The sequence below is a fragment of the Streptomyces sp. NBC_01224 genome, from assembly GCF_036002945.1.
Lineage (GTDB): Bacteria > Actinomycetota > Actinomycetes > Streptomycetales > Streptomycetaceae > Streptomyces.
The window spans coordinates 88,490-110,141 of sequence record NZ_CP108530.1; the positions used below are offsets into that span (position 1 = coordinate 88,490).

Below are 21,652 nucleotides of genomic sequence, written 5' to 3' on the forward strand. Positions count from 1 at the left end.
CTTTCATGCGCCGACCTGGACCCTAGACAAGTCCCATCGTTGCAGGTCAGGAGCACTCTTCGCGTTTCCGATCACGCATCGGACACCCAGCCACGTGAAAGCCCGAGGCTAGAGGACAGCCCCGCAACCTCCCCTACTTTGGTGCACCGCGTGCGATGAAGCTGAACAACGGCCTCCAGCTTCTCAATCGCCCCCTCCCCGTCACGATCGTCTTCTCGCACGTGGAACGTCCGCATGTGCCACCCCTTGAGACATCATTCAACCCTGCATAACCGCGAGGTGCTGAGACACCACGAAGTGGCAACATAACGGCCGACCTCGCCGTCGACTCCGGCCGCTGCCTCATCGACCTCGGCGAAACCGGCCTCGCCCTTCACCAGATCGCCCAGGGCGTAGCCCTGTTGCCCACCTCCCGGGACAAGACGCGAGCGGTCTTCCTCGCCTACGAGGCCGAGAGCCTTCTACGCCGAGGCGAGATCGATCACAGCGCCGTCACCGCACACCAAGCGCTGCTCCTCGCTCAGCGAATCGGCGCCTCCCGCTGCATCCGCCAGATCAACGACCTCACTCCCAGCTTCCAACCACACCAGGCCGTCCAGGACGTCAAGCAGTTCCTCAACACCGTGCGATCGACGACCTGACAAGTGAGCAGAGTGCCCCTGGACGGAGCGCGGCCGGTAGGCGGCAAGCCGGCAGACGAGTGTCGGGGCAGGACGGGCACGGCGCTGCTGGGGCGGCGGTCGAGCTGCGTGAACGGGTGCTTGCTGGGGGCCGAGGCCTGGTGTGAGCCAGGGGCGGAAGCACGGCGGCGGGTGTGCCAGGAAATTGCGCAAGGTTATGTGTGACCTGCAGTGATGAACGAGCGGGAAAGGTACGTCACTTCGCGGCGGCACGGCGGCGCGCTGGATTCGCCGGTGGCCGCGCTGCCACCATCAGGGCACCACGGCAGCGGGCCCGTACCGCGCTGCCGGGCCGGAGCCTCGCCAGCACCAGGGCCCGAGCCGAAGAACCCGCCGCGGCCAGCTGACAGATCTGCGGACCCGCCTCCGTGACGGCTCGCCGCCCGTACGGGCGGCGAGCCGTCACCAGAAGGACAGCCGACCCGACACACGGTCTCCAGTTCTGGGCGAAGAACTTCAGTGCTCCCGGATTCCGAGTTGGTTCGCGGCGGCTTCCACGGTCTGCGCGAGCAGGACGGCGATCGTCATCGGTCCGACGCCGCCGGGCACAGGAGTAATCAGACGGGCGCGGGTGCGGGCGGTGTCGAAGTCCACGTCGCCGACGTTGCCCGGGTTGTAACCGGCGTCGATCACCACCGCACCGGGCTTGATGTCCTCACCTCGGATCAGCCGGGGCCGTCCCACGGCCGCTACCACGACGTCTGCTTCCCGGACGATCGCTGACAGGTCCGCCGTGCGCGAGTGGCAGTACGTCACCGTTGCATCCTTCGCGAGAAGGAGCATCCCAACCGGTTTGCCGAGAATCGCACTGCGGCCCACTACGACGGCGTGCTTGCCGGCGAGTTATGCATCGTGACCCCGTCAACATCCTTCTCCGGGGCAATGGCCTCCCCGTCTTCTGTCGCGCGCGGCCACCTGCCGGGCGCCGGCCGCGCCCGGCCGCAGAGGGCATCCGGCCCCCCAGACCCGATGATCTCCTCCTCCACGGACATCACACAGAAGTTCAGGAGGAGAGAAGAGGGTTGTGACAACGCGGCGCGCGGCCGTTTCTGTGTGGTGACCTGCGGTTTTTCCGTCCTGCTCGGTGCCGGGCACCAAAGTGGGTTCCACAGTGGCGTCCCAAGTGCGTACCGCAGGAGGCCGGGTCGGCTTGCCCGGTGCTGGTCGGGCTCGTGGTCGGGACAAGCGCGCCGGGCGCCGGCTGGTGGTCGGTGTGCCGTCATCGTTGTGGCTCCTTCGCTCGGACCGCCCCAGGGTGGGGCAGTGATCGAGGGAGCAGCGTGCACAAGCACCCCTTGGCCGCGGTCTAACAGTGGCCGACCGCAAGGCTGGTCAAGGGGGAACGTGGGCGCGCCACGATCTAAGCCCCGGGTGGCTGCGTAGGTGAGAGCGGAGAGCGAATGTCGGTGGTTCCTGGCATCGGTTCGCTGTCAAGAGGCCCAGGAATGTCGATGAGAAGTAGCAGCACTTGAGAGCGGTGAGTCCAGTCGGGGATCGCGTCCCGCCAAGCGGTGTAGGCCGTGAAGATCTGTGCCGCGGGGCTGGCATTGGCGGGCAGCGTGAGGTCGCCGCGCGGATGATTCGTCTCGCGGGGTTCATGGCCGCCGGCACCCCGGCCGTCGGCCAGCGGTCCGGGCTCAGGTTCCGGCCCGCAACCGGGGTGTCTGCCGTTTGTGGATCACGGGCGCCGATGCGTGTTGTTGCCGGCGCGTGCCTCTGTCCGTGGCTGCGGGTGAAGGGTGCACGGGTGTGGTGTCGCGGTCGGCCTGCAGGTGTTGCCCGGCCTTGGTTCCGGGCGGAGAGGCCGGGTAGCAGAAGGCCTCAGACTGCGACGGAGAGCAGGTCCACCACGAAGACGAGTGTCGAGCCCGCCGGGATCAACGGCGAGGGTGACTGGTTGCCGTAGCCGAGGCGCGGAGGAACGATGATCTCGCGCCGGCCGCCGACCTTCATCCCTCTGACCCCGCGGTCCCAGCCCTTGATGACCTTGCCACCGCCCACGGCGAACTTGAACGTCCGGCCCCGGTCCCAGGAGGTGTCGAATTCCTTTCCGGACTCGAAGGTGACCCCGACGTAGTGAACCTGGACAACCCTGCCCGGCTTCGCCTCAAGCCCGTCCCCGACGACGAGGTCACGGACTGTCAGCTCGGTGGGAGCGTCACCCTCCGGAAGGTCGATCTCGGGCTTCGTCAGTTCACTCATTGCAGCCTCATTCGCTCGCCGCCGGAAGCCCTCATACAGACCAGCCAGGCACATGGTCACTCCATACAGTAGATCATCATGCTCCCGTGAACGCTGATCTCCTGGAGTGCATCAAGCCCAACGGAGCACGACGCTCAGCGTGACTGGGCGTGCTACGTCATCGGTACGCTGCGCCCGTACTCGATGACGGCGAGGCCCTGCTCCCCGCGTCCGCGGGTATGGCCCCTGGGCGTCGCCTGGTGGCGCGTGGCCCGCTGCACGGAAGGTCCTTCAGCCTGCGCTGATAACGGTCGTGGGCTCGGTCCGAGAAGCGCCCGCGGCCCGGACACGCCGCCCGGGCCGCGCGGCCTCTCGCCACCACCTCGACCGTGCCGAACGCAGCCGTAACCGCCTCGACGTCCACATCGTCGATCCCCTCGAACACCAGCGAGTCCCAGAACGGTGCACCGGTCTGCATGACCAGCGCCATCACCGTCCACAGCCGACCACGGCATCGACCCACAAGCACCTGAGGGAGCGTCAATTCCGGATGTGAGGCGACAAGGCGTACGCCGTCTCACACGAGCCAGCCCCTCGCAATCGAACATCGAGGTGACGCACCGCGACGGCTCCCCAAGATCTGTGCCAGAACCCAGTAGTGACGTCACTTCTCGATGAGTTTGGGAGGCGCGAGGGCTCTTGCCAGGACAGCATCGGGATGCTCCTGGTGAAAGGTGCTGGTCATGCCCCAGATATCGAAGGTCGAGCTGTACGCGCGATCCGTCGTGACCATCGCGGCGGCATGTCGATGCGGGAGCTTGAGCGCAAGCACGGAGTGACGTGGCGGCCGCCGTCGGCACCGATGTGGTCGACGATGACGGACGGGCTCATGCCTCCACGGTTCCCCCGGCCCCGTGGCGACGCCACCGCCCACGGCAGGATCTCGGCCGCCCTCACCCGCACGGGCGCGGGCACCAAGGACCGGTGCGGATGTCAGTGCTCTGCGATAGAAACTCCGGCAGTAGCGTGAACGCGAGTACGAAAGAGAGGGACCCACCATGGCAGACAACGTGGCGGATCCGACGCGCGGGCTGACCGGCCGCACCGGCGTCGTCGGCGGTATCGAGTCGCTGGTCCTCGACGGCCGCCGCCTGTGGTTCGGCTTCGATTTCACCTCCGACCAGGTGCTCTCCCCCCTGATCGACGACGCAGGGGCCATGGCGCGGTACGCCGCGCGACACATGCGCCAGCGCACAGGTGCCCGCGACGAGTCCTACTGGGCCCAGCTCGTCCAGGCCGCCGCGGAGAACTCATATCTGGTGCGGTACGACGAGCAGCGCACCTTCACCACGCAATCACTCGAAACAGGGGACGTCGGCCCCGCACACGGGCACCTGCTCTACCTCCTCGACGCCGCAACGGAGGACCCTGTTGACAGCGACCCCGTCCACACCGGGACCGGATCCCATGAGCCGGCCACACAATCCGGTCTCCGGCCTGACGAAGTGACCCTCGAAGGCGAGGACGGGCAGCCGGGGACGGCAGTGACCCTGAACACGGTCGGCAACTGGTCGCTTCTGTTCGCGCCCTACGCCCGCAGCGCACCAACCGCCTGACCGTTGGCTCGGACCCGCCGCTGCGTCATGGCTCGCGAGTCTCCGTACCCGGCTCGCCCAGCTCGTCCTTCGGTAACTCCTTCCACCCGATCAGCAGCGAACGGCAGGTCCGCGAGAAGCGGCCGGCTGGGGTCGAACACATCCAGGGCCTTGATCTCTCGTCTCTCCAGACGGTCGTACGGGGCGATCCACCAGTGAGGCCGAGGCGTCGTACGGGACTCGGGCATGCCCAGCAGGCGCGTGCTCATCACCACGCTGCCAGCGCTCGGACCCAGCCGCCGACGACACCGGCCCCAAAGGGGGCCGAAGAGGGGGAACACCAGGGCGAAACGCCGTGGCAGAGCCTGGTCGCCCGCCATTTATCGAGCAATAGTGAGGTCGCCTGTCGATGGGTTGGGGGGCGCCTCAATCCACAGAGGGGTGCTGTCGATGAGTTCGGGAGGCACTGGATCTCTTGCCAGCTCGGCATCGGGATGCTGTTGAGGAAGGCCGCTGATCATGCCGCCACCCAGCTTGTCAGTGGGCTCAAGATTCGAGCACGGCGGCGACGGCCTCGATCTCGACGAGTTGGTCCTTGTAGCCGAGCACGGTGACGCCCATCAAGGTGCTTGGGACGTCATGGTCAGCGAACGAGTCCCGGACTACATCCCAGGCAGCCACCAGGTCCTCTCGCCGGGCCGACGCGACAAGAACCCTTGTACTGATGACGTCCTGGAGCGACGCGCCTGAGGCGGCGAGGGCGGCCTTCATATTCTCGGTGGCCTTCATGGCCTGACCCGCGTAGTCACCGATCGCTGCCGTGGAGCCGTCATCGTTCAGTGGACACGCCCCGGCGAGGAAGATCAGGCGTGACTCGGCGGGCGCCGTGGCCGCGTAGGCATACTCGGCGACGTCGGACAGGGAGGCAGAGCGGATCAACGTGATGGCACGAGCCATAGCTGTCGGGTCCTTTCCCATCGGGTGTTGAGATTCGACATCCTGCCAACGCCCCGTCGGTTCCCGCCTTCCCATTTCTTCCCCGCCCCCACGCACAGCGCCGTCACTTCTGCTCGATAGTCACGAGCCGAGTGATCAGCAACTGACTCCGGAACCCGTCGATAAAAGCTGTTCCCCAGAGACCGACGAAGCCACCTCGGCGAGCATCTCGCTGAGTTCGGTCTTGGTTAGCTCACCAAGCCCCGCGAGGGCGTCCAGGCCATCGGCCTCGCGGGCCTGCTTCCGAAGCAGCCTGACCACACCGCACCAAACCTCCCGGGCAGCCGGGACACTTCGTCATACCCGCGGTCAGGTCATTTTCCGGTTAGCGGCCAGGACAGCCACGTCTGCACCGAAGCCGACCGCGAGCCGGTCGTCCGAAGTCAGCGCCGCCGCGTTCACAGCAGCGGGAAGTCTCCGCACAATGACGGGATCGATCTGCAGGCCGCCATCCAACGGCCAGGCGCACACCGTACCGTCGGTGCTGCCGGTGACGGCGACCGGCCGGCCCCGCACCACACCGGTGCTAATCGTCGTGATGCTGTCGGTGTGGCCGGACAACGGCAGCCCGACCAGGTCTCCGCTGACCGGATCTGCCAGTCGCAGCCACCGATCCACCGCCGCGAGAACCAGCGTCCGGCCGTCCATCTCCACCATCGCCACCGCGCCGATGCTGGCGGGCAAGCGCGACACCGTGATTTCGCGCAGGGTCCAGGGAAAGAGGAAGTTGTCGGGGTCCGGGCTGGTCTTCAGCACATCTGGGAAGCCCCACACGCGCAGCGTCCCGTCGGAGGCACCTGCGATCACCACCTGCTCGCCGTCCAGGGCCGCGGTGGCGAGGGCGCGCGTCAGCAGGGTCTCGCCGCGACGCTGCGACACGTGGGCGCAGGCGATCTCCACGCCGCCGCCGTCCCAGACCTCGACCCGGCCGTCTCCGGCGGTCACCACAAACGACCTCCAGCCAGCCCTGCTTCGTGGTCGCCACCGCGGAGGGGAACCCTGAGCCGTACTCGCCGAGGCGGCTCACGTGCCCGCTCTCAGGATCCCAGCACGTCACGACATAGCTGCTGTTGGCGCTGATCAGCATCGGGCCGTCGTCCGGGCTCGCCATGAGGCCGAGCGCCTCGACGCCTCCACCCCACTCGCCGGTGATGAGAGTGCTCGTGACGGGCTCTCCGGTAAAGAGGTCGCGCACCCACGCGGTGCCGTCGTAGCCAGCGCTGACGACGCAGGGCCGGCCATGCACCGTGGCCGGCACCACTCCGGCCACAAGAGCGGAATCAGCGCGGGAACTGGTGGCCCACTGCACGTCCCAGCGATCGACCATGGCTGGCACAGTACCCAACGATCGCGCCCGCCCGTTGGCCTCAGCAGGGGCGTTCAGCGAACGGTAGTAACAAAATACGTATTTCGACGCAGTGCGTTGTGCGGAGACCCGCTACCCGACCCGACCTGCGCGCCTGGCGCAAGCAGCGTTTCGTTACCCGAATTGCGTGCAATCGCGTCGTAGGGGTCAGCGCACGTGCACGCGGACAAATCCCGGGCCGGCGCCCGGGAGAACGCAAAGCGGGCCGGTGTCTCCGCGCCGTCACGTGGCGCCAACGGCGCAGCCGGACCGTGCGGCAGCTGCGGCCGATCGCTGACCAGTGGGTGCAGGCAGCGTGAGACACGGGTACGCGATGACTTCTACCTCTACTAGAGCGCAGGGACTTCCCACCACGGTAGTGATGCGGACCCTCTGTCTGCTGGACCCCTGACGGAGCCGTGAGCCGCTGTACGACGATCTGCAGGCCGAACGCGAACCGCCCCGGACCCGTGACCCAGGGCGGCTGACGTGCGCTCAGATCGGTGTACAGGCGGATAGAACGCCTCGGTTCGGTACCGCGTGCCGATCCGTCATGAACGGGCCTAGCTGTCGTCGGCGTGGTGGTTTCGCCAGATGATGTAGCGGCGGATCATGCTGCCCTGTTCTTTGTGACTGGCGTGGTCCGTGCCGTCGAGGGTGAAGTAGCGCAGGGCGGTGAACTGGGCCTCGATACGGTTAGTAAGCCAGGAGCTGTTGGTCGGCGTGTAGGCGATCTCGACGTTGTTCGCCGCCGCCCAGGTCCCGACCCGCTGACACTTCTTCGTGGTCAGATGCGGGGAGAAGTTGTCGCAGACGACCGCGATACGGACCTCGGGCGGGTAGAGGGTACGCAGGTAGCGGCAGAACTCCAGGAACTGGGTGCGCCGCTTGACCGGCTTGATGTGGCCGTAGAGCTTGTCCTTGGCCAGGTCCAGGGCGGCGAACAGGTGTCACACCCCGCCGTAACGATTGTAGGTCGCCCGGCGCCGACGGCGGGGCTCGCGGTCGGAATCCTTGTGCTTACCTCCGCGCTCGGCCCACTGCCGCCCGGGGTGCGGCATCAGGTTGAGCGGCCCGAACTCATCCATGCAAAAGACGACTTCGGGCTCGCTGGCCTCGGCTATGACCTCACCGTCGGCGATCGCGTAGAGGTGCTCGACGCGAGCCTTCTTGGCCGCGTAGTCCGGATCGTGGGAGGTTTTCCAGGTCTTCAGGCGTTGAAAGGAGACGCCTTCCTCGCGGAGCAGGATGCGCAGGCCCTCGTGGCTGATGTCGTCGACCACCCCCTCGGCGACCAGGAAGTCCGCCAGCTTGGTCAGACTCCAGGTCGAGAACGGCAGGTCGTGCTCGGTCGGCTTGGACTTGGCGATCTTCTTGATCTCGCGCCGCTCGGGTAGCGTGAATGTCCTGGGCCGGCCGCCGGAGTACTTCGGGTAGAGCGAGTCGAAGCCGTCGGCGTTGAAGTTGTGGATCACATCCCGGACCCGGTCATCGCTGGTGAACGACACTTCGGCGATCTTCGCCACCGGCATGCCCTGCGCGGACAGCAAGACCATCTGCGCCCGCCGCCAGGTCACCACCGACCCGGTCCCCCTGCGGATGATCCGAAGCAGCCGCCTGCCCTCGTCATCGTCGATCTCGCGTACCCGTACCCGTTCTGCCATCCGGACAGGGTGACGGCCACACCCCGCCCGGCACAGCACCGGGACGGCGCGTCACGTCACAACAGGGGGAAACGTTGCCTGATCCGGAGTGCTATACGCCGGTGGTGCCATCGATGCGTTCCCGGACAAGGTCAGCATGGCCGTTGTGGCGGGCGTACTCCTCGATCATGTGGACGTAGATCCAGCGGAGGCTGACGTCCTGCTCCATGAAGCGGCCCGTGTCGGTCAGAGCACGGTCGGCGCAGTGCTCGCGGGCGCGGGAGATCTCCGCATGCCAGGTGGCCACAGCGTCGCGCAGGGTGGCGCCCTCGGCCAGGTCAAAACCGCCGTCGGGGCCTGACGGGTCCGCCTGCTGGTCATAGATGGGCGGGGCCTGCTCTCCGGCGAGCACTCGGCGGAACCAGTTCCGCTCCACCTCCGCCATGTGCTGGACAAGGCCGGTCAGTGTGAAGGCGGACGGCTGCACGGATGCGACGGCGGCCTTCTCATCGTCCAGGCCCTCGCACTTCATGGCGAGGGTGGTGCGATGAAAGTCGAGCCAGCTCTCCAGCGTGGTGCGCTCGTCGGCGTTCAGAGGCGGCATAGGGCGTTCGATGGTGGCCATCGGTCGATTATCACCAGCGGCGAAATCCATCGACAGGCGGGACCCCACTCACATCGGGGCGAACGTTACTAGTCCCAGCAGCGCAGCAGCTGCCCATCGCCGTTCATCCGTCCAGCCGCCACCGACAATGCGGGCTTGCCCAGGGCCACCTTGGGCTTGCCCACGCCGCCGTTTCGGGGCTTGCCCGGGTCAGGTGCGGAAGCGGGAGAGCCAGGATCCGCCAGCCTTCTGCTCGGGCACGCCCTGGTCCTGCACCTGGTGCCCGTGCTCCGTGTGCTCGGCTTGGCGTTCGGCGGTGATAGCTCGCTGCTTGCAGTCCTCGCACAAGGTGCGGCTGCTGATCGGCCTCGGCCTGCCGGAGTACGCGTTGGCCCGCGCCGAGGACGCCGGAGCCGGATGGGAGCTGTCGGCGCTGGCTGCCGTCGCCCAGGCCATGGCCGGACGCCGCCCGGAGGCCGAATACCTCCTTGCCACGGCCGCTGAACGGGCTGCCCACGCACGGGAGTCGGTACTGGTGATCGCGGCCCGGGCCACCGTCGCCGCCGAGGTGGGCGACGCGGCCGAGGCCGCCGGCCACGTACGCGTAGCGGATCAGCCCGCACTCGACGGCGCCCATCGCGCCGGTCTGCTGGTGGTGGCCGAGGCCCGCCAGGGATCGTGCCGATGAAGCTGCCGCCCTGCTCGTCGAGGCCGACGCGGCGGCACCGCTGCGGCTGCGGCTGGACCCCCTTCGCCCGGAACCTGGTCGCCGCGCTCACCGACCGAACCACCGACACCGCCCGGGCCTCGGCGGTGCGGGAACTGCTGCCGCCGGGCTCGCCGTGTGGTGGGTGCAGGGGCGCCACGGCATCTGGCGCCGTTGTCGTAGGGGTTGGGTGAGACCGAGGCAGCGTGCTCAGCGGCCGCGGTCTCACCGCCTACGCGTCGAATGGCTGGCGCATATCCAGGTAGAAGCGCAGCCGTACGCCGGGCTGGCCCACATCCCGTGTTGTGCGGCTTGCTGGCGCCGCCTCCCACTCGTCCCCGCCGTCAGCGGTTGAGGAAGGAGTAGCTGCGGCCGAGCTCGGTAAAGCCGCGGCAGGAGTACCACTCGCGCGGCCAGTCGGTCACGTCCGCGACGAGGAAGAGCTGCGGGATCCCGGCAGCCGCGGCCAACGCCAGACCTGTGGCGAGCAAGGTGTCTCCGTAGCCCTGTTTACGGTGCGGCCCGGCGGTGACGAGGTCCTCCAGCTGAGCCAATCCGGCGGTTCGGTCGAGGTAGAGGTCGGCCCAGGCCGCGATCTCCCCATCTGGTGTCCGGGCGGCCAGGAAGAACATCTCCTCGGCGCCGCGCAGGCGGGCGGTGCGGCGCTCGGTGAGCTCTCGTGCGAGATCCTCGTCCAAGCCCCAGTCCAGCTGCTGGCGGAACACCGCCGCTCGCAGCTCATCCAGCTCGACCGGGTGCGCGGCAGGTTCGGGCAGCGCGCAGCCAGCCGTCTCCCGGGCCAGTATCAGCTCGGTGTCCCGGCCGTAGCCGGCCGCCGCCAGCACCGGGGTGGCCCGCTCCCCGAACGCCTCGTCCAGCACCGTGATCCGGTACTGCTGCCGCGGTCCGAGGCCCTGTGCAGCCAGTTCGGGCAGCGCCGCCGGGTCGGCGTCCGAGGCGTGGACGATCAGTCGGTTGTGCTCCTGGGATCGGGAGAAGTCCGGGTCGCGGACGACGAAGGCCCCGGACAGCTCGACGGTCTCAGAGGCCTGGCGGCGGGCGAAGGCGGCACGGAAGGCGGTCACGCGCTCAAGCAGATCCGACATCTGCGTCATGATCGTCCCGCCCACTACCGCGGGCAACAACTTTTCCCTACCGGCGGACGCTCTAAGCCTTGATCCACCGATCTGATGGCTGTGGATGACTCTTCGAGAAACAAGGAAGTGCCTTGTGACCTGCGATGATGGGAGTTCTTGAGGCTTCCAGCACGCACGATCGGCAAGGCACTTCCGAGATGCAAGTTTCCCATACTCCAGCGGCGGTCTCCGCTGCGTTCGATGACCCGAATCTGGTCGCGCATGCCGGGCTGGTTCCGGTGATGCGGCTGGCCGAACGGTGCGGGCTGTCGGGCCTGGTGGCGCAGAAGGTGAAGCTGAGCGGGACGAGGAACGGCGCGGGTGCGTCGGCGGACGTCAAGGTCAGCAGCATCGTGGCCGGCATGGCGGCGGGCGCGGACAGTATCGACGACCTCCATATCCTGCGGCACGGCGCGATGCCGGCCCTGTTCCGGGGGCCCGTGCGCCGTCCACGCTGGGCACCTTCCTCCGTTCGTTCACCCACGGTCACGCACTCCAACTCCACGCTGTCCACCGCAGGTTCCTCGGTCAACTGGCCGCGCACGCCCCGCTGCTGCCCGGTGCCGGCGACAAGGCGTTCATTGATATCGACTCCACCCACAAGCGGGTCTACGGCCGGGCCAAGCAGGGTGCCGAGTACGGCCGGTTCAAGGGCATCCGCACCCTGCACCCCCTGCTCGCCACGATCTGCACCCCGCACGCGCGGCCGGTGATCGCCACAGTACGGATGCGCCGCGGCAAGGCAGCCGATTCCCGTGGGGCCCCGAAGTTCGTCAGTGAGGCGCTGTCCACCGCCGTCGAGGCGGGCTGCACCGGCACCCGGATCCTGCGAGCGGACTCGCAGTTCTACAACGCCGGGGTGATCTCGGCCTGCCGCCGGGCCGGAGCCCACTTCTCGATTACCTGCGGGTTGAACCCCTCCATCAAACGGGCCGTCCTCGGCATTCCCGACCAGGCCTGGCAGCAGATCACATACCCGACCGCGGTGCCCGATCCTGCAACCGGTGAGCTCGTCTCGGACGCCGAAGTCGCCGAGATACCCGCCTACACCGCCTTCGCCAGCCGCACGAAAGCGGAGCGGGTCACCGCGCGGCTGATCGTGCGCCGGGTCCGTGACCTGGCCAAACCCGCCATTGTGGGTGAGCAGGGCGAGTTGTTTCCCGTCTGGCGCTACCACCCGTTCTTCACCGACCAGCCTGCACAAACCCTCCAGGCCGAACGCGAACACCGCCACCACGCGGTCATCGAGCAGGTCATCGCCGACAGCAAAGCCTCCGCCCTGGCCCACCTGCCCTCCGCACACTTCCACGCCAACGCAGCATGGCTCACCCTGTGGGCGATGACCTACAACCTGCTGCGGGCCACCGGCGCACAAGCCTCCGCCTTCCACGCCAGGGCCACCACCGCCACGATCCGCACCCACCTGGTCCATGTTCCGGCCCGGATCGCCCACTCCGCCCGCCGCATCACACTGCACCTACCGCACAACTGGCCCTGGCAGCACGCCTGGACACACCTGTTCTCCACGGCCCACGGACCGGCCGGCTGATACGAACAGCCCCTGCCCACCCCGCCCGCAAGGGCCCGACCGGAACCGAACCGTGGAAATGCTGGGCAGACCAGCGGAAACAACCTGCCCTCACCCGACCACCCGACCCCAAGCCGATCAAAAGACCACTCTCAAACCACCTCGGTGGATCAAGGCTAAGCGGCAGAGCGGTGGTGGTTTCGGCCTGTGCCAGGACGGCCTTCGTTCGCCGCGCCGGCCTCCCGGATACCGAGACGCTGTCCAGTCAGCTGCTCCCGGCCCATGCTGACCAGTGGGGCGTGAGCGGGACTCCGAAGTCCGTCAGTTTCTCCAGGACGTAGTCCCTGGTCTCGTCGGTCATGAAGGGGTAGGCCGCGTCGAGCACGTCCAGGTCGTCGAGCAGAAGCTCCAGCACCTGGAACCAGAACGCGTCGTTCAGTGTCGTGTCCGTGCTGCGCAGGCCGAGAGCGACGCATGCGAAGCAGCGGCGCAGGAGATCCTCGTGCGCGGACGGACGCCGCAGCGCGGGCATCACCAGCGGGTCGGCGAAACCGTCCCTCAGGAGCGGGAAGAGAAGCACTTCCCCGTCCGCTTCCTCCTCCGCCAGGAGCCGGATGGGCGCCGCCATCTCGGGCACCATGTCCAGGAGAATCTCCTGCACGTTCGAACGCGTCATGGCGGACGCCGGCATCCATTCACCTTCTCGATAGAACTGGCGGTGTGAGAGCACAACGCGCGGCTGGCGGGCTCCGACTCCTTGCACCGCAGGCAGATCGTCGGTCGCGTGCGGAAGGTTCCTGCTGGCGGCGGGGTGCCTCCTTCGGGTGAGGTGCATGTTCGTTGGCGAACCGGGTCGCACCGGGGGGCGTCGGTCAAAGCATGACGGAGCCCTACTCGGGCCCCTCGCTGCTTGGTTGACGCCGGACGGCGGGCGCGTTGGGTGCTCGGCCCGTGGCAGGATGAGAGACGCCAGGCACGGCGGGCCCCAGCGCGCGCCCGAGCCGACAAGATCCTGACGAGCTCGGGCGGGGTGCCGGTGGAGCATCGCGGTTTTCGTCGAGCCAGAGAGTGAGCAGCGGCCCGTCGAGGGACTCCGCGTCTATGACGGCGTGGGCGCGGCGGAAGACCGCCTCCATGACGGGTGCTAGCCCGGGGTGGGGGCCGCCCGTCGCATCAAGCCGTTTCTGCACTGCGGTCCACCACGGGTGCGGCCCAGGCGGCTTGGTCGACGGGGCCCCGGGTTCGAGTTGTTCCGCGCATTGTCCGTGTCGCCAGTGCGCGAAGCGGTTCATGCCGTCCGCGCCCCGCAACATGCCGATGGTCTCCGTACCCTGGGACAGGGCGGAAAGAGTGCCCGCCCTCATGCCCACGATGCCGTACTCCTCGTGGCAGAACGACCAGTTGCCACACGTTCCAGCACGCAACACGGACCCTGCCGAAGAGTGGGACGTGAGCAGGCTCGCTGCTTGCTGCCTTGGTGAGCAACCGGGCGCCTCGGATATCAGCTCCGTAGCGGGCAAGAACGTCCTCCGGGGCCACTCTCTCGGTGGCCCTGCGGCCCTTCGACTTGGCGAGCTGGGCTCGCGCTCTGGACCGACTTTCCACAGGTCAGGACATCTGCTGGAGGGACGACGACCACAGTCCCGAGATCAGGATCCAGCCCTACAACGAAGAGCATGAGACGGTCGCTGTCCGTGTGGAGGACCTGGGCAGTTCGTGCGTTTCCGTGTTCATCCCGTTGTGCCTCGAAGAGGGCTGGATCGACGAACAGCGGAGGCTGCTCGCGCAGGTACGACAGGAGTGGCCAAGCGAGGTCCTCGAATCCTCATGGGGTGTCTACGAGTGGCGGCGCTGAGCTTCCGACAGCCGGCGCCAGCAGATAAGTGCGCATCCGAGGGTCAGGAAGGCTTCGTGGATGTCGTCGCGGACCTCCCAGCGGATCCGAAGGCGGCGGAACCAGTGGAGATGAGCGAAGGCGCGCTCGACGACCCAGCGTTGAGTTCCCAGGCCAGAGCCGTGCGCAGCGCCCCGGCGGGCGATCATTATCTGCGCGCGTCCACCGAGGGGTTGGGGATGGCCGTGCCCGAGCCCACGCCGCGCCGGCTCCGTGCCGTCGCCACCTCCATGAGGGAGCGGCCCGTCTGGGACGCGGAGATCCCGCTGGAGGCGATCCGGGGCGCCGCCCCGCCGGTCCTGGTGATCTGCGGGACCTGGGAGAGCGCGCCGGCCGCGTACCGCGAACACGTGGGGCTGCCCCTCATGGCCGTGGCCGAGTCCCTCACGGACTCCCTCGGGGGCCGCCTCCTGCGGGTGCCCGGGTACTACCCGCACACCCAGGAGCCCGCCGCCGTCAACGCCGCCCTGCGGGAGTTCTGGGGCTGACCAGGGTTCCACACACCGGCATCGGCGGTGGGCCGGGGCTTGGCGGTCGAGTTCCCAAGTCCTTCGGGCGTTGACTTCGGAGCCGATTGGAGCGCGTCCGCGGTGAGGTGGCGAGGCAGAGGCGACAACTCGGTTTACGGGCCGCGACTTGACCTCAACCATGATTGATGTTCGATGCTGCTGGACACACGGCGACAACAGGAGGTTCGTGTGACAACACCTCAGCTCCCGGATCTGGCCCGGCCTGACGCCGGGACCACGCTGATCAGCGAGTGGCTCGTGGACGGGCCGGACCTGCAGGACCGGGCGGGCCGCGCGCTGCTCGGGGAGTGGGACGAGCTGTCGGCCAGGTTTCGCCCCGGGGCTTTCCTGCGACTCAGCTGCTTCGCAAGTGCGGACGGGCGTGTGCTGCTCAGCGTCGCGCAGTGGGCGAGCGACGAGGCCCACCTCGCCTTCGTCCGTGAGCACAGGTCCGAGATGGTCGGCCGCATCGACCGCGAGATCCCGGGGATCCGGCGCCCCGGGCTGGTCCGCTACCGGTTGGCGCACACCGTCGTGGCGGACGGCGCCGACAGCACGACCGACGTGATCGTGGTCGCGCACGCCGAGACCGAGCCGACGTCCCCTGCCACGCGATGGGCCGAGGCCACCGCCGGGGGCTACGGTCGGCTCCGCCCCCGGGCATGGGCACCGCGCATGTGTTCGTGAGCGAGGACGGTACGCGTGGCCTGCTCTACGCACCGGTGACACAGGCGAACGACGTTGCCGGTGCGCGGCCCTACCGGCTGCTCGGAGCCGTCGCAGGGCCGGGTGCCGGTGCGGACGGCACGGGACTTCTTCACCGAGCACCGGACCTGTGACCGCTGCTCGCCTCCTCCTCCCCCCCGGGGGGGAGTGGGCGCGTGCGATTCACTCCCGCGTGAGGTGACTCAGTTCACATGCAATTCACATGCAATGAGGTTCCTGGGACCGCGTGAGCGCGACCGGCAGAGGCCCACGAGCGGCATGATCAAAGCATGACAGAGCGGGAGTTCGATGTAGAAGCCTTCCTCGCCCAGCCGCTCACCGCGCGGGTGGCGACCGCTGGGCCGACCGTGCGGCCGACGTGGTTCCTCTGGGAGGAAGGGGCCTTCTGGATTCTGACCGGCCCCTGGGCAAGGCTGCTGAGCCGCGTCCGGACCGACCCCGCGATCGCCCTCGTCGTTGATGTGTGTGATCTCGGAACGGGTCTGGTCAGGCAGGTAATCGCCCGTGGGCAGGCCGAGATCCTGCCGTTCGACGTGCCTCGGGGCCGACGCAAGCTCAACCGGTATCTCGGGGCGGACGACGCGAAGTGGGACAACCGCTTCCGGCACTATCTGCTCGACGACCCGGCCGAACGAGGAACCGTCTGGCTGCGGTTGCGACCGGACTCCCTGGTCGCGAAGGACCTCAGCTACTCCGTCTGAGGAAGCCCACAACACCTCCCACCGCACGGTCCGCGCCCGAGTCGAGCACGTCTCGGCCCGCATGAAGACCTGGAAGATCCTCCGCGGCTGTCGCCCGAAGGGCGACGGCGTCCACCGCGCAGTCCGCGGCATCACCCGCCTCCACGACCTCGCCCCGACCGGGGAGGGGAGCCATGCCCACAACTGATGAGGAGCGCGGCTGAGATCAATTGCGGGACAGGCATGAAGAGTTGACGGATTCGCGTGTGGCTCAAGCGGTGGACATGTCACTCAGTGTGTTTTCATGTGCAGCATGAAAACGAGGCGTCGATGAGTACCACTCGATTCTCCGCGTTCGTCGGGGTCGTCTGCGCGGCCGTTCTCTGTGTCGGCTGCGGCTCGCAGGCGGAGGAGCAGCCGAAGGCCGCCGCGCCGACCGCCGACAGCCCGTCGCCGTCGGCACCCGCGGCGCCGACCGCCGACCCGCACGTGGTGCCGGGTTCGGTCCTGAAGACCTATCTGCCGACCAACCGCACCCTGCCCGAGGGGTGGAAGGTTTCCACCGTGTTCGAGGAGCACGACAGCGGCCCGAAGCCGGTGCCGCCGTCCGCCGATCCCAGCCCGACGGTGAACTTCGGCTGCAACCAGCTGGTCCGGAGCGGTACGGAGGCGGCCCTCGGCGGCTGGGGCGCGTACGCCAACCTGGGGGTCACCGACCCGTCCGCCCATGAGGTCGGGATCATGGTGCGCGCCTACTCCACCGGCCAGGCGTCGGAGGTGTTCGGCCGGCTGAGGTCGCTGGAAGGTGTCTGCGGAACGACCTACGAGCCCAATTCGGCGGGGCTGTTGAACAACCCGGTCACGATCACCGTCAGCGCCGTCGACGGTGTCGGGGACGAGGGCGTGCGCGTCACGATCGACCGGAAGGCGTACGTCGGCCTGGATCTCGTCGTCATGCGAGTCGGTGACCGGCTGCTGTCCGTGACCTCCGACAACGACGGCGGGAAGTTCGCCGACGTCATGGCACTGACGAAGGCCATCGCACCCCGGGTGAAGTGAACCGCGTTCCAGCGCGTCTTCCAGGGCGGGGACGACGATGCCGCGCAGCGCCCGCAGTCCCCGGGTGCGCCCGGCACGCAGCTTCCGGACCCGCGCCACCCACTGCACGCTCTGCACCAGTTGGGGGGCCACGCTGATCGCGACGGTGACGGCGACACCCAGCTCGTACAGTGCGCCGGGCAGCACGCGCAGGGCCCGCTTCGGGCGGGTCGTGGGGGTCGACGGTGTCATCGAGGGCGGCGTCGGCCGCGTCGAGGCGGTCTGCCTCGGCCCGTAGGCCGGGATGGGTCGCCAGGGTGATGAACACGCTGGCCTGAATTGCGGCGCCCAGCGGCCCGAAGATCCGTTCCGTGACCAGCAGGGCGTCCAGGTCGGAGGGGCGCAGTGCGCCAGAAGGCAGGTGGCTGAGCCGGTCCGTGACCAACGGGGAGAGCAAGCCCAGTGGGCTGCCCACGACCCGCAGGCGCTGGACTGCCGCGCGCTGACGCTTGATGTCGGCCTCCTGGGCGGCCAGGGTCTCCTCCAGCCGGCCCAGGACGTCCTCAACGTCCCGGGCTTCGTCGAAGGCGGCCCGCATGTCGTCCAGGCTGATGCCGGCCTCGGACATCTTGCGGATCCACAGCAGGCGGATCATGTCGTCGTAGCCGTAGCGGCGGCGTCCGTCTCCGCCTCGCTCGGGCTCCGGCAGCAGACCGATCTGGTGGTAGTGACGAATGGCGCGCGGGGTGGTTCCGGCGAAGGCGGCGGCATCGCCGATCTTGACCTCGCGGGGAGGCGTGGCGGAGGGGTACATCGCAGACAGGGCCTTTCGTGCTGTGGTGCCCTCGACGACACCACATGCCGCTACGGCATGTGCAAACTACACACCACCCGGACCCTGACGGGCTATCGGGCAGTCCCTCGCCATTGGTGTCCCGTCCCAGGACAGGCCCGGAATGGGTGGGGAGACCCGTCGAGCAGGTCTGATGGCACCCCGAGCAGGGGTTGGGGATTTTCAAGGAGCCCCATCATCCGGCCGGTACCGGGCGGCCGGCAGCGCGAACGGCACTTCGCAGCCGTCTGACCGATCCGGACATCCTTCGTGCACACCCTTCCAGGGTGCTCCCACACCGCCAGTGTCCCGTCTCAACGGATCTGGTTTACGACGAGTGGCTCGACCAGCGGCGACCAGATCGGTTGAGATAGGGCGGGAGCCGGATTCTCGGCGGATCTGGTCAGATGCGCGTTGCTCGTGCTGCTCATCTCAGTTGATGTGGTTCGGTTCAGGTGTTGCGACCAATCTGGTCGGTGCAGCTCAGTAGGGCCCTTGGGACCTGCCCCTTGACCCCCGTCCACGATCAGGCGCCGCCCCCACCACCCCCTCTGATGGCCGCAGCGGAGGCACTGAGACCGGGCGGGGGTCCTACTTCGACGGGCGCGTCCAGGCACGGACGGCCAGCTTGCCGGTGGTGCCGAGATCGAGGTGGGGCGTCACGGTCACCGGATCGGCGCGCTGCTCGGCCCGCACCCTGACGTACGGGACGTTGACGGCGGCGCCGGACTCGGTGGTGTTGCGCCACATGAGGCCCGAAAGGGCGCTCTCGCCCGGCTTCAGGACCAGCGGGCGGGCCGGCTCGTCAAATCCGGTACCGGTGCTGATGCCACCGCTTCCATGTACGATCCGGACGCCTTGGACGGGTGACAGATCCTTGTCCAGCAGTTCCAGAAGCGGGTAACCGTCAAGTGAGTAGTCGCGCTTCCCGCAGTTCTCCAGGTGCAAGCCCACCACGCGCAGCCCCATCGCGGCGTCGCCGTCATCGGTGGTGAGGCGGATGCCGGAGGGTGGACACTCGCCGGACGCGAGCGGCGCCTCGGCGGCGGGCACCTTGGTCACCCGGGAGACCTTGACGCGGGTCACCCGGGACGCTCCGGGGGCCAGCACCCCCACCCGGACCGTGCCGCGCTCGGTCGCGCCGGGGCCGACCGAGCGCACGGTCTCGTGGCTGTTGCCCATGACTTCGCCGGTGTCCGTGGTGAAGTCGAACAGGATCGTGTACGTCAGCGCCTCGGTTCCGTTGTTGGTGACTTCGTAGGCGGCCGAGATCCCGGAGTCACCGGTGGGAAGGGGGTCGGCGTGGACGGAGAACCCGTCAGATTTGGGGGTGGGCGTGGCGGAGGGGATGGTCACCGAAGTGATCCGGACGCCGTCCACGGGCGGGTCGGTGACGGCGGTCCCTGACGCGGGGGCGACTGCGCCGGGGGTGCCTGCCTGTTCGGATCCGCACGCCGTGAGCAGCAGGAGTGCGGCGAGGGCCGGAAGAAGGGAAGTGACTTTGCGCATCAGGTCACTCCATCAGGGGCGCGAGCGCCGAGCCATGGTGTAAGCCAAAATTCCGGTCACAGGCGTGTCACGGGCCGCCTGCCGAGTGGGCTACTGCGACCTGCGGATACGCGGCTCCGGGCAAGATCAGGGGCACGGTGTTTACTACGGTTGCCTGTTCCGGCCGTGTTTGGCCCCCTCTGAAGGCGCATCGCCGTTCCCGGCCCGGGACGGTAGAGGCTCGACTTCGGTGAGATCGGGATCGCTCCAGGAGCGCGGCGGCATAGGCCTCGTTTTGCTTGGTTGGAGGAACGTCAGCCCCGTCCGCGTCGATGTACTTGTCGTACAGATCCGTGAAGCACTGGGCCGCAGCAGCGTCGCCTGCAGGACGCTCGCCTTCCCAGACAGCAAGGCCATAACTCATGGGCGAAGCCCACCATCCCGCACCGACAGCGGCATCGACGGACCAGACCGCCTGAGACGGAGAGCGAATCGGACCAGATCAACTGAGATCGGAGCCAGATCGCAGAAGACGGGACAGCCAGGAGCGCGTCGGCGCCGGTCTCGGATGGGTGACCTGTCTCAGCGAAGTTTGGTGAGTCTCATCGAAGTTTGACCATCAGGGTGGAACGGTTTGTCCTGGCCGAGTACAGACGTCATGATCGCGGGATGGCTGAGGAGACGGTTGTCGAGAAGACCTGGCGGCTCATGCTGGAGGGGCATCCCACGGCGCGACGGGGAGAGCCCGCAGTCATAGAGGCCGCCTACGCCGAACCTCGGCTGCGGGCCTTGTTCCCGTTTCCGAGCCACGGGGCGCTCACCTTTCACCGCAACACGCAGTTCCCATGGAGCAACAACCTGCCGTTCATCGTCGGCGACGCGCAATCGTGCATCGTGTACGCGCCACGGGGTGCGTCGCCGCGTGTCCTGGGCGAGTCACTCACACCGAATGAGGCGGCCGCGTTGGTGGTGGCCCACCTGCCGCACGACTGCGGACCGGCCTTCGAGGGGCCGTGGCCCCCAGCGGAGAGCTCCAACGACTGAACCAGCCGCAGAGCAGCAGCCGCCGTTCCGGTCAAACTTCGCGGAGACTGGTCAAGCTTCGATGAGACGGGTCAATGGGGACGGAGCGTGATCACCAGCTGGGCCGCCAGGCAGGGGTGTCACGCTGTCACACTGTCACGCCGGATCGGGCCTGGAACGGGGGTTCGCGGCCCTCCCGACACTCGAAAACCGTTCAATACAGACATTCGGCGGGTGCTGTTGCGTGGTGACCCGGCGGGCGCGACAGTCGGCGTGGCAGGGAGCGTGACACCACTGATGTGACGCACTGTGAGCGTGACTGTCCTCTGACAACGGACCTGGGCTATTTGTCAGTGGACCGGTGACGAAGGCGGCACGGGCACCATAACTGTCATGGACCTTTCCGGTGTTGCCGCGGCGCTTGCTCTGCTCAGCATCCCCGCAAGCGTGCTGATCGCTCGTTGGCAGATGCGCACTGCGCTGGCGCAGTCGGAGGCGAACCATCGAGCGGCACTGCAGGTGGCGGAGGCCAACCACCAGGCCGCGTTAGAGGTCGTTGACGCCAACCACCAGAAGGCCAACGAGGCCGCAGAGGCGAACCACACGAGGGCTCTGGAGCTCGCGATTGAGAGCCATCGCAGTGCCATCGAGGTTGCTGGTCAGCAAGCAAACGCTGAGCACCGACGGTGGATGGTGGAGACGAGGAGCGCTGAGTACAGGAACTTTGAGAACACCTTGGCAGAGTTCCGCCGAGCCTTCCTGGCCCGTCAAGCTGGTAGCGAGCACCTCGTGGACGTTCTTGCAGAGCTTCATCGAAGTCGGTACTACATTGGTCATCTGGGATCTGACGAGGTCATCAGCATCGTTGAACGCATCGACCTGCTGTGCCAAACACTCGCGGTGCATGTCGAACCGGTTGAGCGTGCCGAGTGGTGGCGAACGAGGATCAGGCCGCTGAGGACGGAACTGAGCGAGGCGGTCAAGAGATCACTCCTTGGTTCTTGAGAGCCCACTGGCTGCTTCAGAACCCGTGCGCCGAGCCGTGGCG

The 21,652-nt window shown here is 67.8% G+C and carries 21 protein-coding genes and 6 pseudogenes; 13 read left to right on the plus strand and 14 right to left on the minus strand.

All coding sequences use genetic code 11. The features are described 5' to 3' along the window. Window positions 1-401 precede the first annotated feature (401 nt). The gene (locus OG609_RS44810; protein WP_327278489.1) at window positions 402-641 is read left to right on the plus strand and encodes a hypothetical protein; all 240 of its coding nucleotides are present in this window, start codon (window positions 402-404) and stop codon (window positions 639-641) included. A 495-nt stretch (window positions 642-1,136) separates the two neighbouring features. Here the strand turns inward: OG609_RS44810 and OG609_RS44815 are convergent. From OG609_RS44815 to OG609_RS44825, 3 genes and pseudogenes are all read right to left on the minus strand, one after another. Further along, window positions 1,137-1,570 (minus strand): annotated as a pseudogene (locus OG609_RS44815) (bifunctional 5,10-methylene-tetrahydrofolate dehydrogenase/5,10-methylene-tetrahydrofolate cyclohydrolase); the annotation flags it as partial. Between the two features lie 931 nt (window positions 1,571-2,501). Beyond that, window positions 2,502-2,882 carry an FKBP-type peptidyl-prolyl cis-trans isomerase gene (locus OG609_RS44820; protein WP_327278490.1) on the minus strand — a complete coding sequence of 127 codons (381 nt, stop codon included), beginning with the start codon at window positions 2,880-2,882 and terminating at the stop codon, window positions 2,502-2,504. 643 nt (window positions 2,883-3,525) lie between these two features. Further along, window positions 3,526-3,693, minus strand: a complete 168-nt coding sequence (locus tag OG609_RS44825; RefSeq protein ID WP_327278491.1) for a hypothetical protein — start codon at window positions 3,691-3,693, stop codon at window positions 3,526-3,528. 226 nt (window positions 3,694-3,919) lie between these two features. Here OG609_RS44825 and OG609_RS44830 point away from each other — a divergent pair, with 226 nt between their 5' ends. After that, window positions 3,920-4,477, plus strand: coding sequence for a hypothetical protein (locus OG609_RS44830; protein WP_327278492.1), 558 nt, complete (start codon window positions 3,920-3,922; stop codon window positions 4,475-4,477). Between the two features lie 525 nt (window positions 4,478-5,002). On the opposite strand, the gene OG609_RS44835 is transcribed toward OG609_RS44830, so the two are convergent. The 4 genes and pseudogenes from OG609_RS44835 to OG609_RS44850 all read right to left on the minus strand — a co-directional run bounded on the left by OG609_RS44835 (window position 5,003) and on the right by OG609_RS44850 (window position 9,065). Continuing rightward, window positions 5,003-5,413, minus strand: a complete 411-nt coding sequence (locus tag OG609_RS44835) for a RidA family protein (protein WP_327278493.1) — start codon at window positions 5,411-5,413, stop codon at window positions 5,003-5,005. A gap of 348 nt (window positions 5,414-5,761) precedes the next feature. After that, window positions 5,762-6,352 (minus strand): hypothetical protein, encoded by a 591-nt coding sequence (locus tag OG609_RS44840; protein WP_327278494.1) that lies wholly within the window; start codon window positions 6,350-6,352, stop codon window positions 5,762-5,764. A 1,008-nt stretch (window positions 6,353-7,360) separates the two neighbouring features. Next, window positions 7,361-8,461: pseudogene (locus OG609_RS44845) on the minus strand (IS630 family transposase). Window positions 8,462-8,552: 91 nt separating this feature from the next. Beyond that, window positions 8,553-9,065, minus strand: a complete 513-nt coding sequence (locus tag OG609_RS44850) for a DinB family protein (protein WP_189282439.1) — start codon at window positions 9,063-9,065, stop codon at window positions 8,553-8,555. Between the two features lie 310 nt (window positions 9,066-9,375). Here OG609_RS44850 and OG609_RS44855 point away from each other — a divergent pair, with 310 nt between their 5' ends. Then, window positions 9,376-9,732: a hypothetical protein gene (locus OG609_RS44855; RefSeq protein WP_327278495.1), complete on the plus strand. Its 357-nt coding sequence runs from the start codon at window positions 9,376-9,378 to the stop codon at window positions 9,730-9,732. Between the two features lie 250 nt (window positions 9,733-9,982). Here OG609_RS44855 and OG609_RS44860 read toward each other — a convergent pair. Further along, window positions 9,983-10,078, minus strand: a pseudogene (locus OG609_RS44860) (DUF6207 family protein); the annotation flags it as partial. A gap of 16 nt (window positions 10,079-10,094) precedes the next feature. Next, on the minus strand, window positions 10,095-10,856 hold the full coding sequence (locus OG609_RS44865) for a GNAT family N-acetyltransferase (RefSeq protein WP_327278496.1): 762 nt from the start codon (window positions 10,854-10,856) through the stop codon (window positions 10,095-10,097). Between the two features lie 188 nt (window positions 10,857-11,044). Between OG609_RS44865 and OG609_RS44870 the strand changes: the two are divergent. Further along, window positions 11,045-12,435, plus strand: a pseudogene (locus OG609_RS44870) (IS1380 family transposase). A 244-nt stretch (window positions 12,436-12,679) separates the two neighbouring features. On the opposite strand, the gene OG609_RS44875 reads toward OG609_RS44870, so the two are convergent. Both OG609_RS44875 and OG609_RS46655 read right to left on the minus strand, forming a co-directional pair. After that, complete coding sequence (locus OG609_RS44875; RefSeq protein WP_327278497.1) at window positions 12,680-13,090, minus strand: hypothetical protein; 411 nt, start codon at window positions 13,088-13,090, stop codon at window positions 12,680-12,682. Between the two features lie 214 nt (window positions 13,091-13,304). Beyond that, entirely contained in the window at window positions 13,305-13,934 is a 630-nt protein-coding gene (locus tag OG609_RS46655) for a DUF6461 domain-containing protein (protein ID WP_442818106.1), read from the minus strand. Between the two features lie 26 nt (window positions 13,935-13,960). On the opposite strand from OG609_RS46655, the gene OG609_RS44880 reads away from it, so the two are divergent. Then, window positions 13,961-14,269 carry a DUF5959 family protein gene (locus OG609_RS44880; protein ID WP_327278498.1) on the plus strand — a complete coding sequence of 103 codons (309 nt, stop codon included), beginning with the start codon at window positions 13,961-13,963 and terminating at the stop codon, window positions 14,267-14,269. Here the strand turns inward: OG609_RS44880 and OG609_RS44885 are convergent. Further along, window positions 14,251-14,457 (minus strand): annotated as a pseudogene (locus OG609_RS44885) (transposase); the annotation flags it as partial. The gene OG609_RS44880 and the pseudogene OG609_RS44885 sit on opposite strands and share 19 nt — an antisense overlap. 30 nt (window positions 14,458-14,487) lie before the next feature. On the opposite strand from OG609_RS44885, the gene OG609_RS44890 reads away from it, so the two are divergent. The 6 genes and pseudogenes from OG609_RS44890 (at window position 14,488) to OG609_RS44915 (ending at window position 17,282) form a co-directional block, all read left to right on the plus strand. After that, the gene (locus OG609_RS44890) at window positions 14,488-14,796 is read left to right on the plus strand and encodes a hypothetical protein (RefSeq protein ID WP_383082985.1); all 309 of its coding nucleotides are present in this window, start codon (window positions 14,488-14,490) and stop codon (window positions 14,794-14,796) included. Between the two features lie 210 nt (window positions 14,797-15,006). After that, window positions 15,007-15,504 (plus strand): antibiotic biosynthesis monooxygenase, encoded by a 498-nt coding sequence (locus tag OG609_RS44895; protein ID WP_327278499.1) that lies wholly within the window; start codon window positions 15,007-15,009, stop codon window positions 15,502-15,504. Next, window positions 15,501-15,656, plus strand: a complete 156-nt coding sequence (locus tag OG609_RS44900; RefSeq protein WP_327278500.1) for a hypothetical protein — start codon at window positions 15,501-15,503, stop codon at window positions 15,654-15,656. The genes OG609_RS44895 and OG609_RS44900 overlap by 4 nt, the downstream gene beginning before the upstream one ends. Window positions 15,657-15,812: 156 nt before the next feature. Beyond that, window positions 15,813-16,244, plus strand: a complete 432-nt coding sequence (locus OG609_RS44905) for a pyridoxamine 5'-phosphate oxidase family protein (protein WP_327278501.1) — start codon at window positions 15,813-15,815, stop codon at window positions 16,242-16,244. Further along, window positions 16,243-16,431, plus strand: a pseudogene (locus tag OG609_RS44910) (hypothetical protein); the annotation flags it as partial. The gene OG609_RS44905 and the pseudogene OG609_RS44910, both read left to right, overlap by 2 nt. A 122-nt stretch (window positions 16,432-16,553) precedes the next feature. Further along, entirely contained in the window at window positions 16,554-17,282 is a 729-nt protein-coding gene (locus OG609_RS44915) for a hypothetical protein (protein ID WP_327278502.1), read from the plus strand. On the opposite strand, the gene OG609_RS44920 is transcribed toward OG609_RS44915, so the two are convergent. Continuing rightward, window positions 17,242-18,075, minus strand: a complete 834-nt coding sequence (locus tag OG609_RS44920) for a MerR family transcriptional regulator (RefSeq protein ID WP_327278503.1) — start codon at window positions 18,073-18,075, stop codon at window positions 17,242-17,244. The two genes, OG609_RS44915 and OG609_RS44920, sit on opposite strands and share 41 nt — an antisense overlap. Window positions 18,076-18,684: 609 nt before the next feature. Then, window positions 18,685-19,602: a DUF4232 domain-containing protein gene (locus OG609_RS44925; RefSeq protein WP_327277440.1), complete on the minus strand. Its 918-nt coding sequence runs from the start codon at window positions 19,600-19,602 to the stop codon at window positions 18,685-18,687. 648 nt (window positions 19,603-20,250) lie between these two features. On the opposite strand from OG609_RS44925, the gene OG609_RS44930 reads away from it, so the two are divergent. Then, the gene (locus tag OG609_RS44930; RefSeq protein ID WP_327278504.1) at window positions 20,251-20,625 is read left to right on the plus strand and encodes a DUF6193 family natural product biosynthesis protein; all 375 of its coding nucleotides are present in this window, start codon (window positions 20,251-20,253) and stop codon (window positions 20,623-20,625) included. A 372-nt stretch (window positions 20,626-20,997) separates the two neighbouring features. Further along, window positions 20,998-21,609: a hypothetical protein gene (locus tag OG609_RS44935; protein WP_327278505.1), complete on the plus strand. Its 612-nt coding sequence runs from the start codon at window positions 20,998-21,000 to the stop codon at window positions 21,607-21,609. Window positions 21,610-21,652: the final 43 nt, after the last annotated feature.

What these genes read in the sequence shown, in the direction of transcription:
- OG609_RS44820 (WP_327278490.1), bottom strand. Translation starts at nt 2,882, where the DNA reads ATGAGTGAACTGACGAAGCCCGAGATCGACCTTCCGGAGGGTGACGCT.
- OG609_RS44830 (WP_327278492.1), top strand. Translation starts at nt 3,920, where the DNA reads ATGGCAGACAACGTGGCGGATCCGACGCGCGGGCTGACCGGCCGCACC.
- OG609_RS44835 (WP_327278493.1), bottom strand. Translation starts at nt 5,413, where the DNA reads ATGGCTCGTGCCATCACGTTGATCCGCTCTGCCTCCCTGTCCGACGTC.
- OG609_RS44850 (WP_189282439.1), bottom strand. Translation starts at nt 9,065, where the DNA reads ATGGCCACCATCGAACGCCCTATGCCGCCTCTGAACGCCGACGAGCGC.
- OG609_RS44865 (WP_327278496.1), bottom strand. Translation starts at nt 10,856, where the DNA reads ATGTCGGATCTGCTTGAGCGCGTGACCGCCTTCCGTGCCGCCTTCGCC.
- OG609_RS44875 (WP_327278497.1), bottom strand. Translation starts at nt 13,090, where the DNA reads ATGACGCGTTCGAACGTGCAGGAGATTCTCCTGGACATGGTGCCCGAG.
- OG609_RS44890 (WP_383082985.1), top strand. Translation starts at nt 14,488, where the DNA reads ATGGCCGTGCCCGAGCCCACGCCGCGCCGGCTCCGTGCCGTCGCCACC.
- OG609_RS44905 (WP_327278501.1), top strand. Translation starts at nt 15,813, where the DNA reads ATGACAGAGCGGGAGTTCGATGTAGAAGCCTTCCTCGCCCAGCCGCTC.
- OG609_RS44915 (WP_327278502.1), top strand. Translation starts at nt 16,554, where the DNA reads ATGAGTACCACTCGATTCTCCGCGTTCGTCGGGGTCGTCTGCGCGGCC.
- OG609_RS44920 (WP_327278503.1), bottom strand. Translation starts at nt 18,075, where the DNA reads ATGTACCCCTCCGCCACGCCTCCCCGCGAGGTCAAGATCGGCGATGCC.
- OG609_RS44925 (WP_327277440.1), bottom strand. Translation starts at nt 19,602, where the DNA reads ATGCGCAAAGTCACTTCCCTTCTTCCGGCCCTCGCCGCACTCCTGCTG.
- OG609_RS44930 (WP_327278504.1), top strand. Translation starts at nt 20,251, where the DNA reads ATGGCTGAGGAGACGGTTGTCGAGAAGACCTGGCGGCTCATGCTGGAG.
- OG609_RS44935 (WP_327278505.1), top strand. Translation starts at nt 20,998, where the DNA reads ATGGACCTTTCCGGTGTTGCCGCGGCGCTTGCTCTGCTCAGCATCCCC.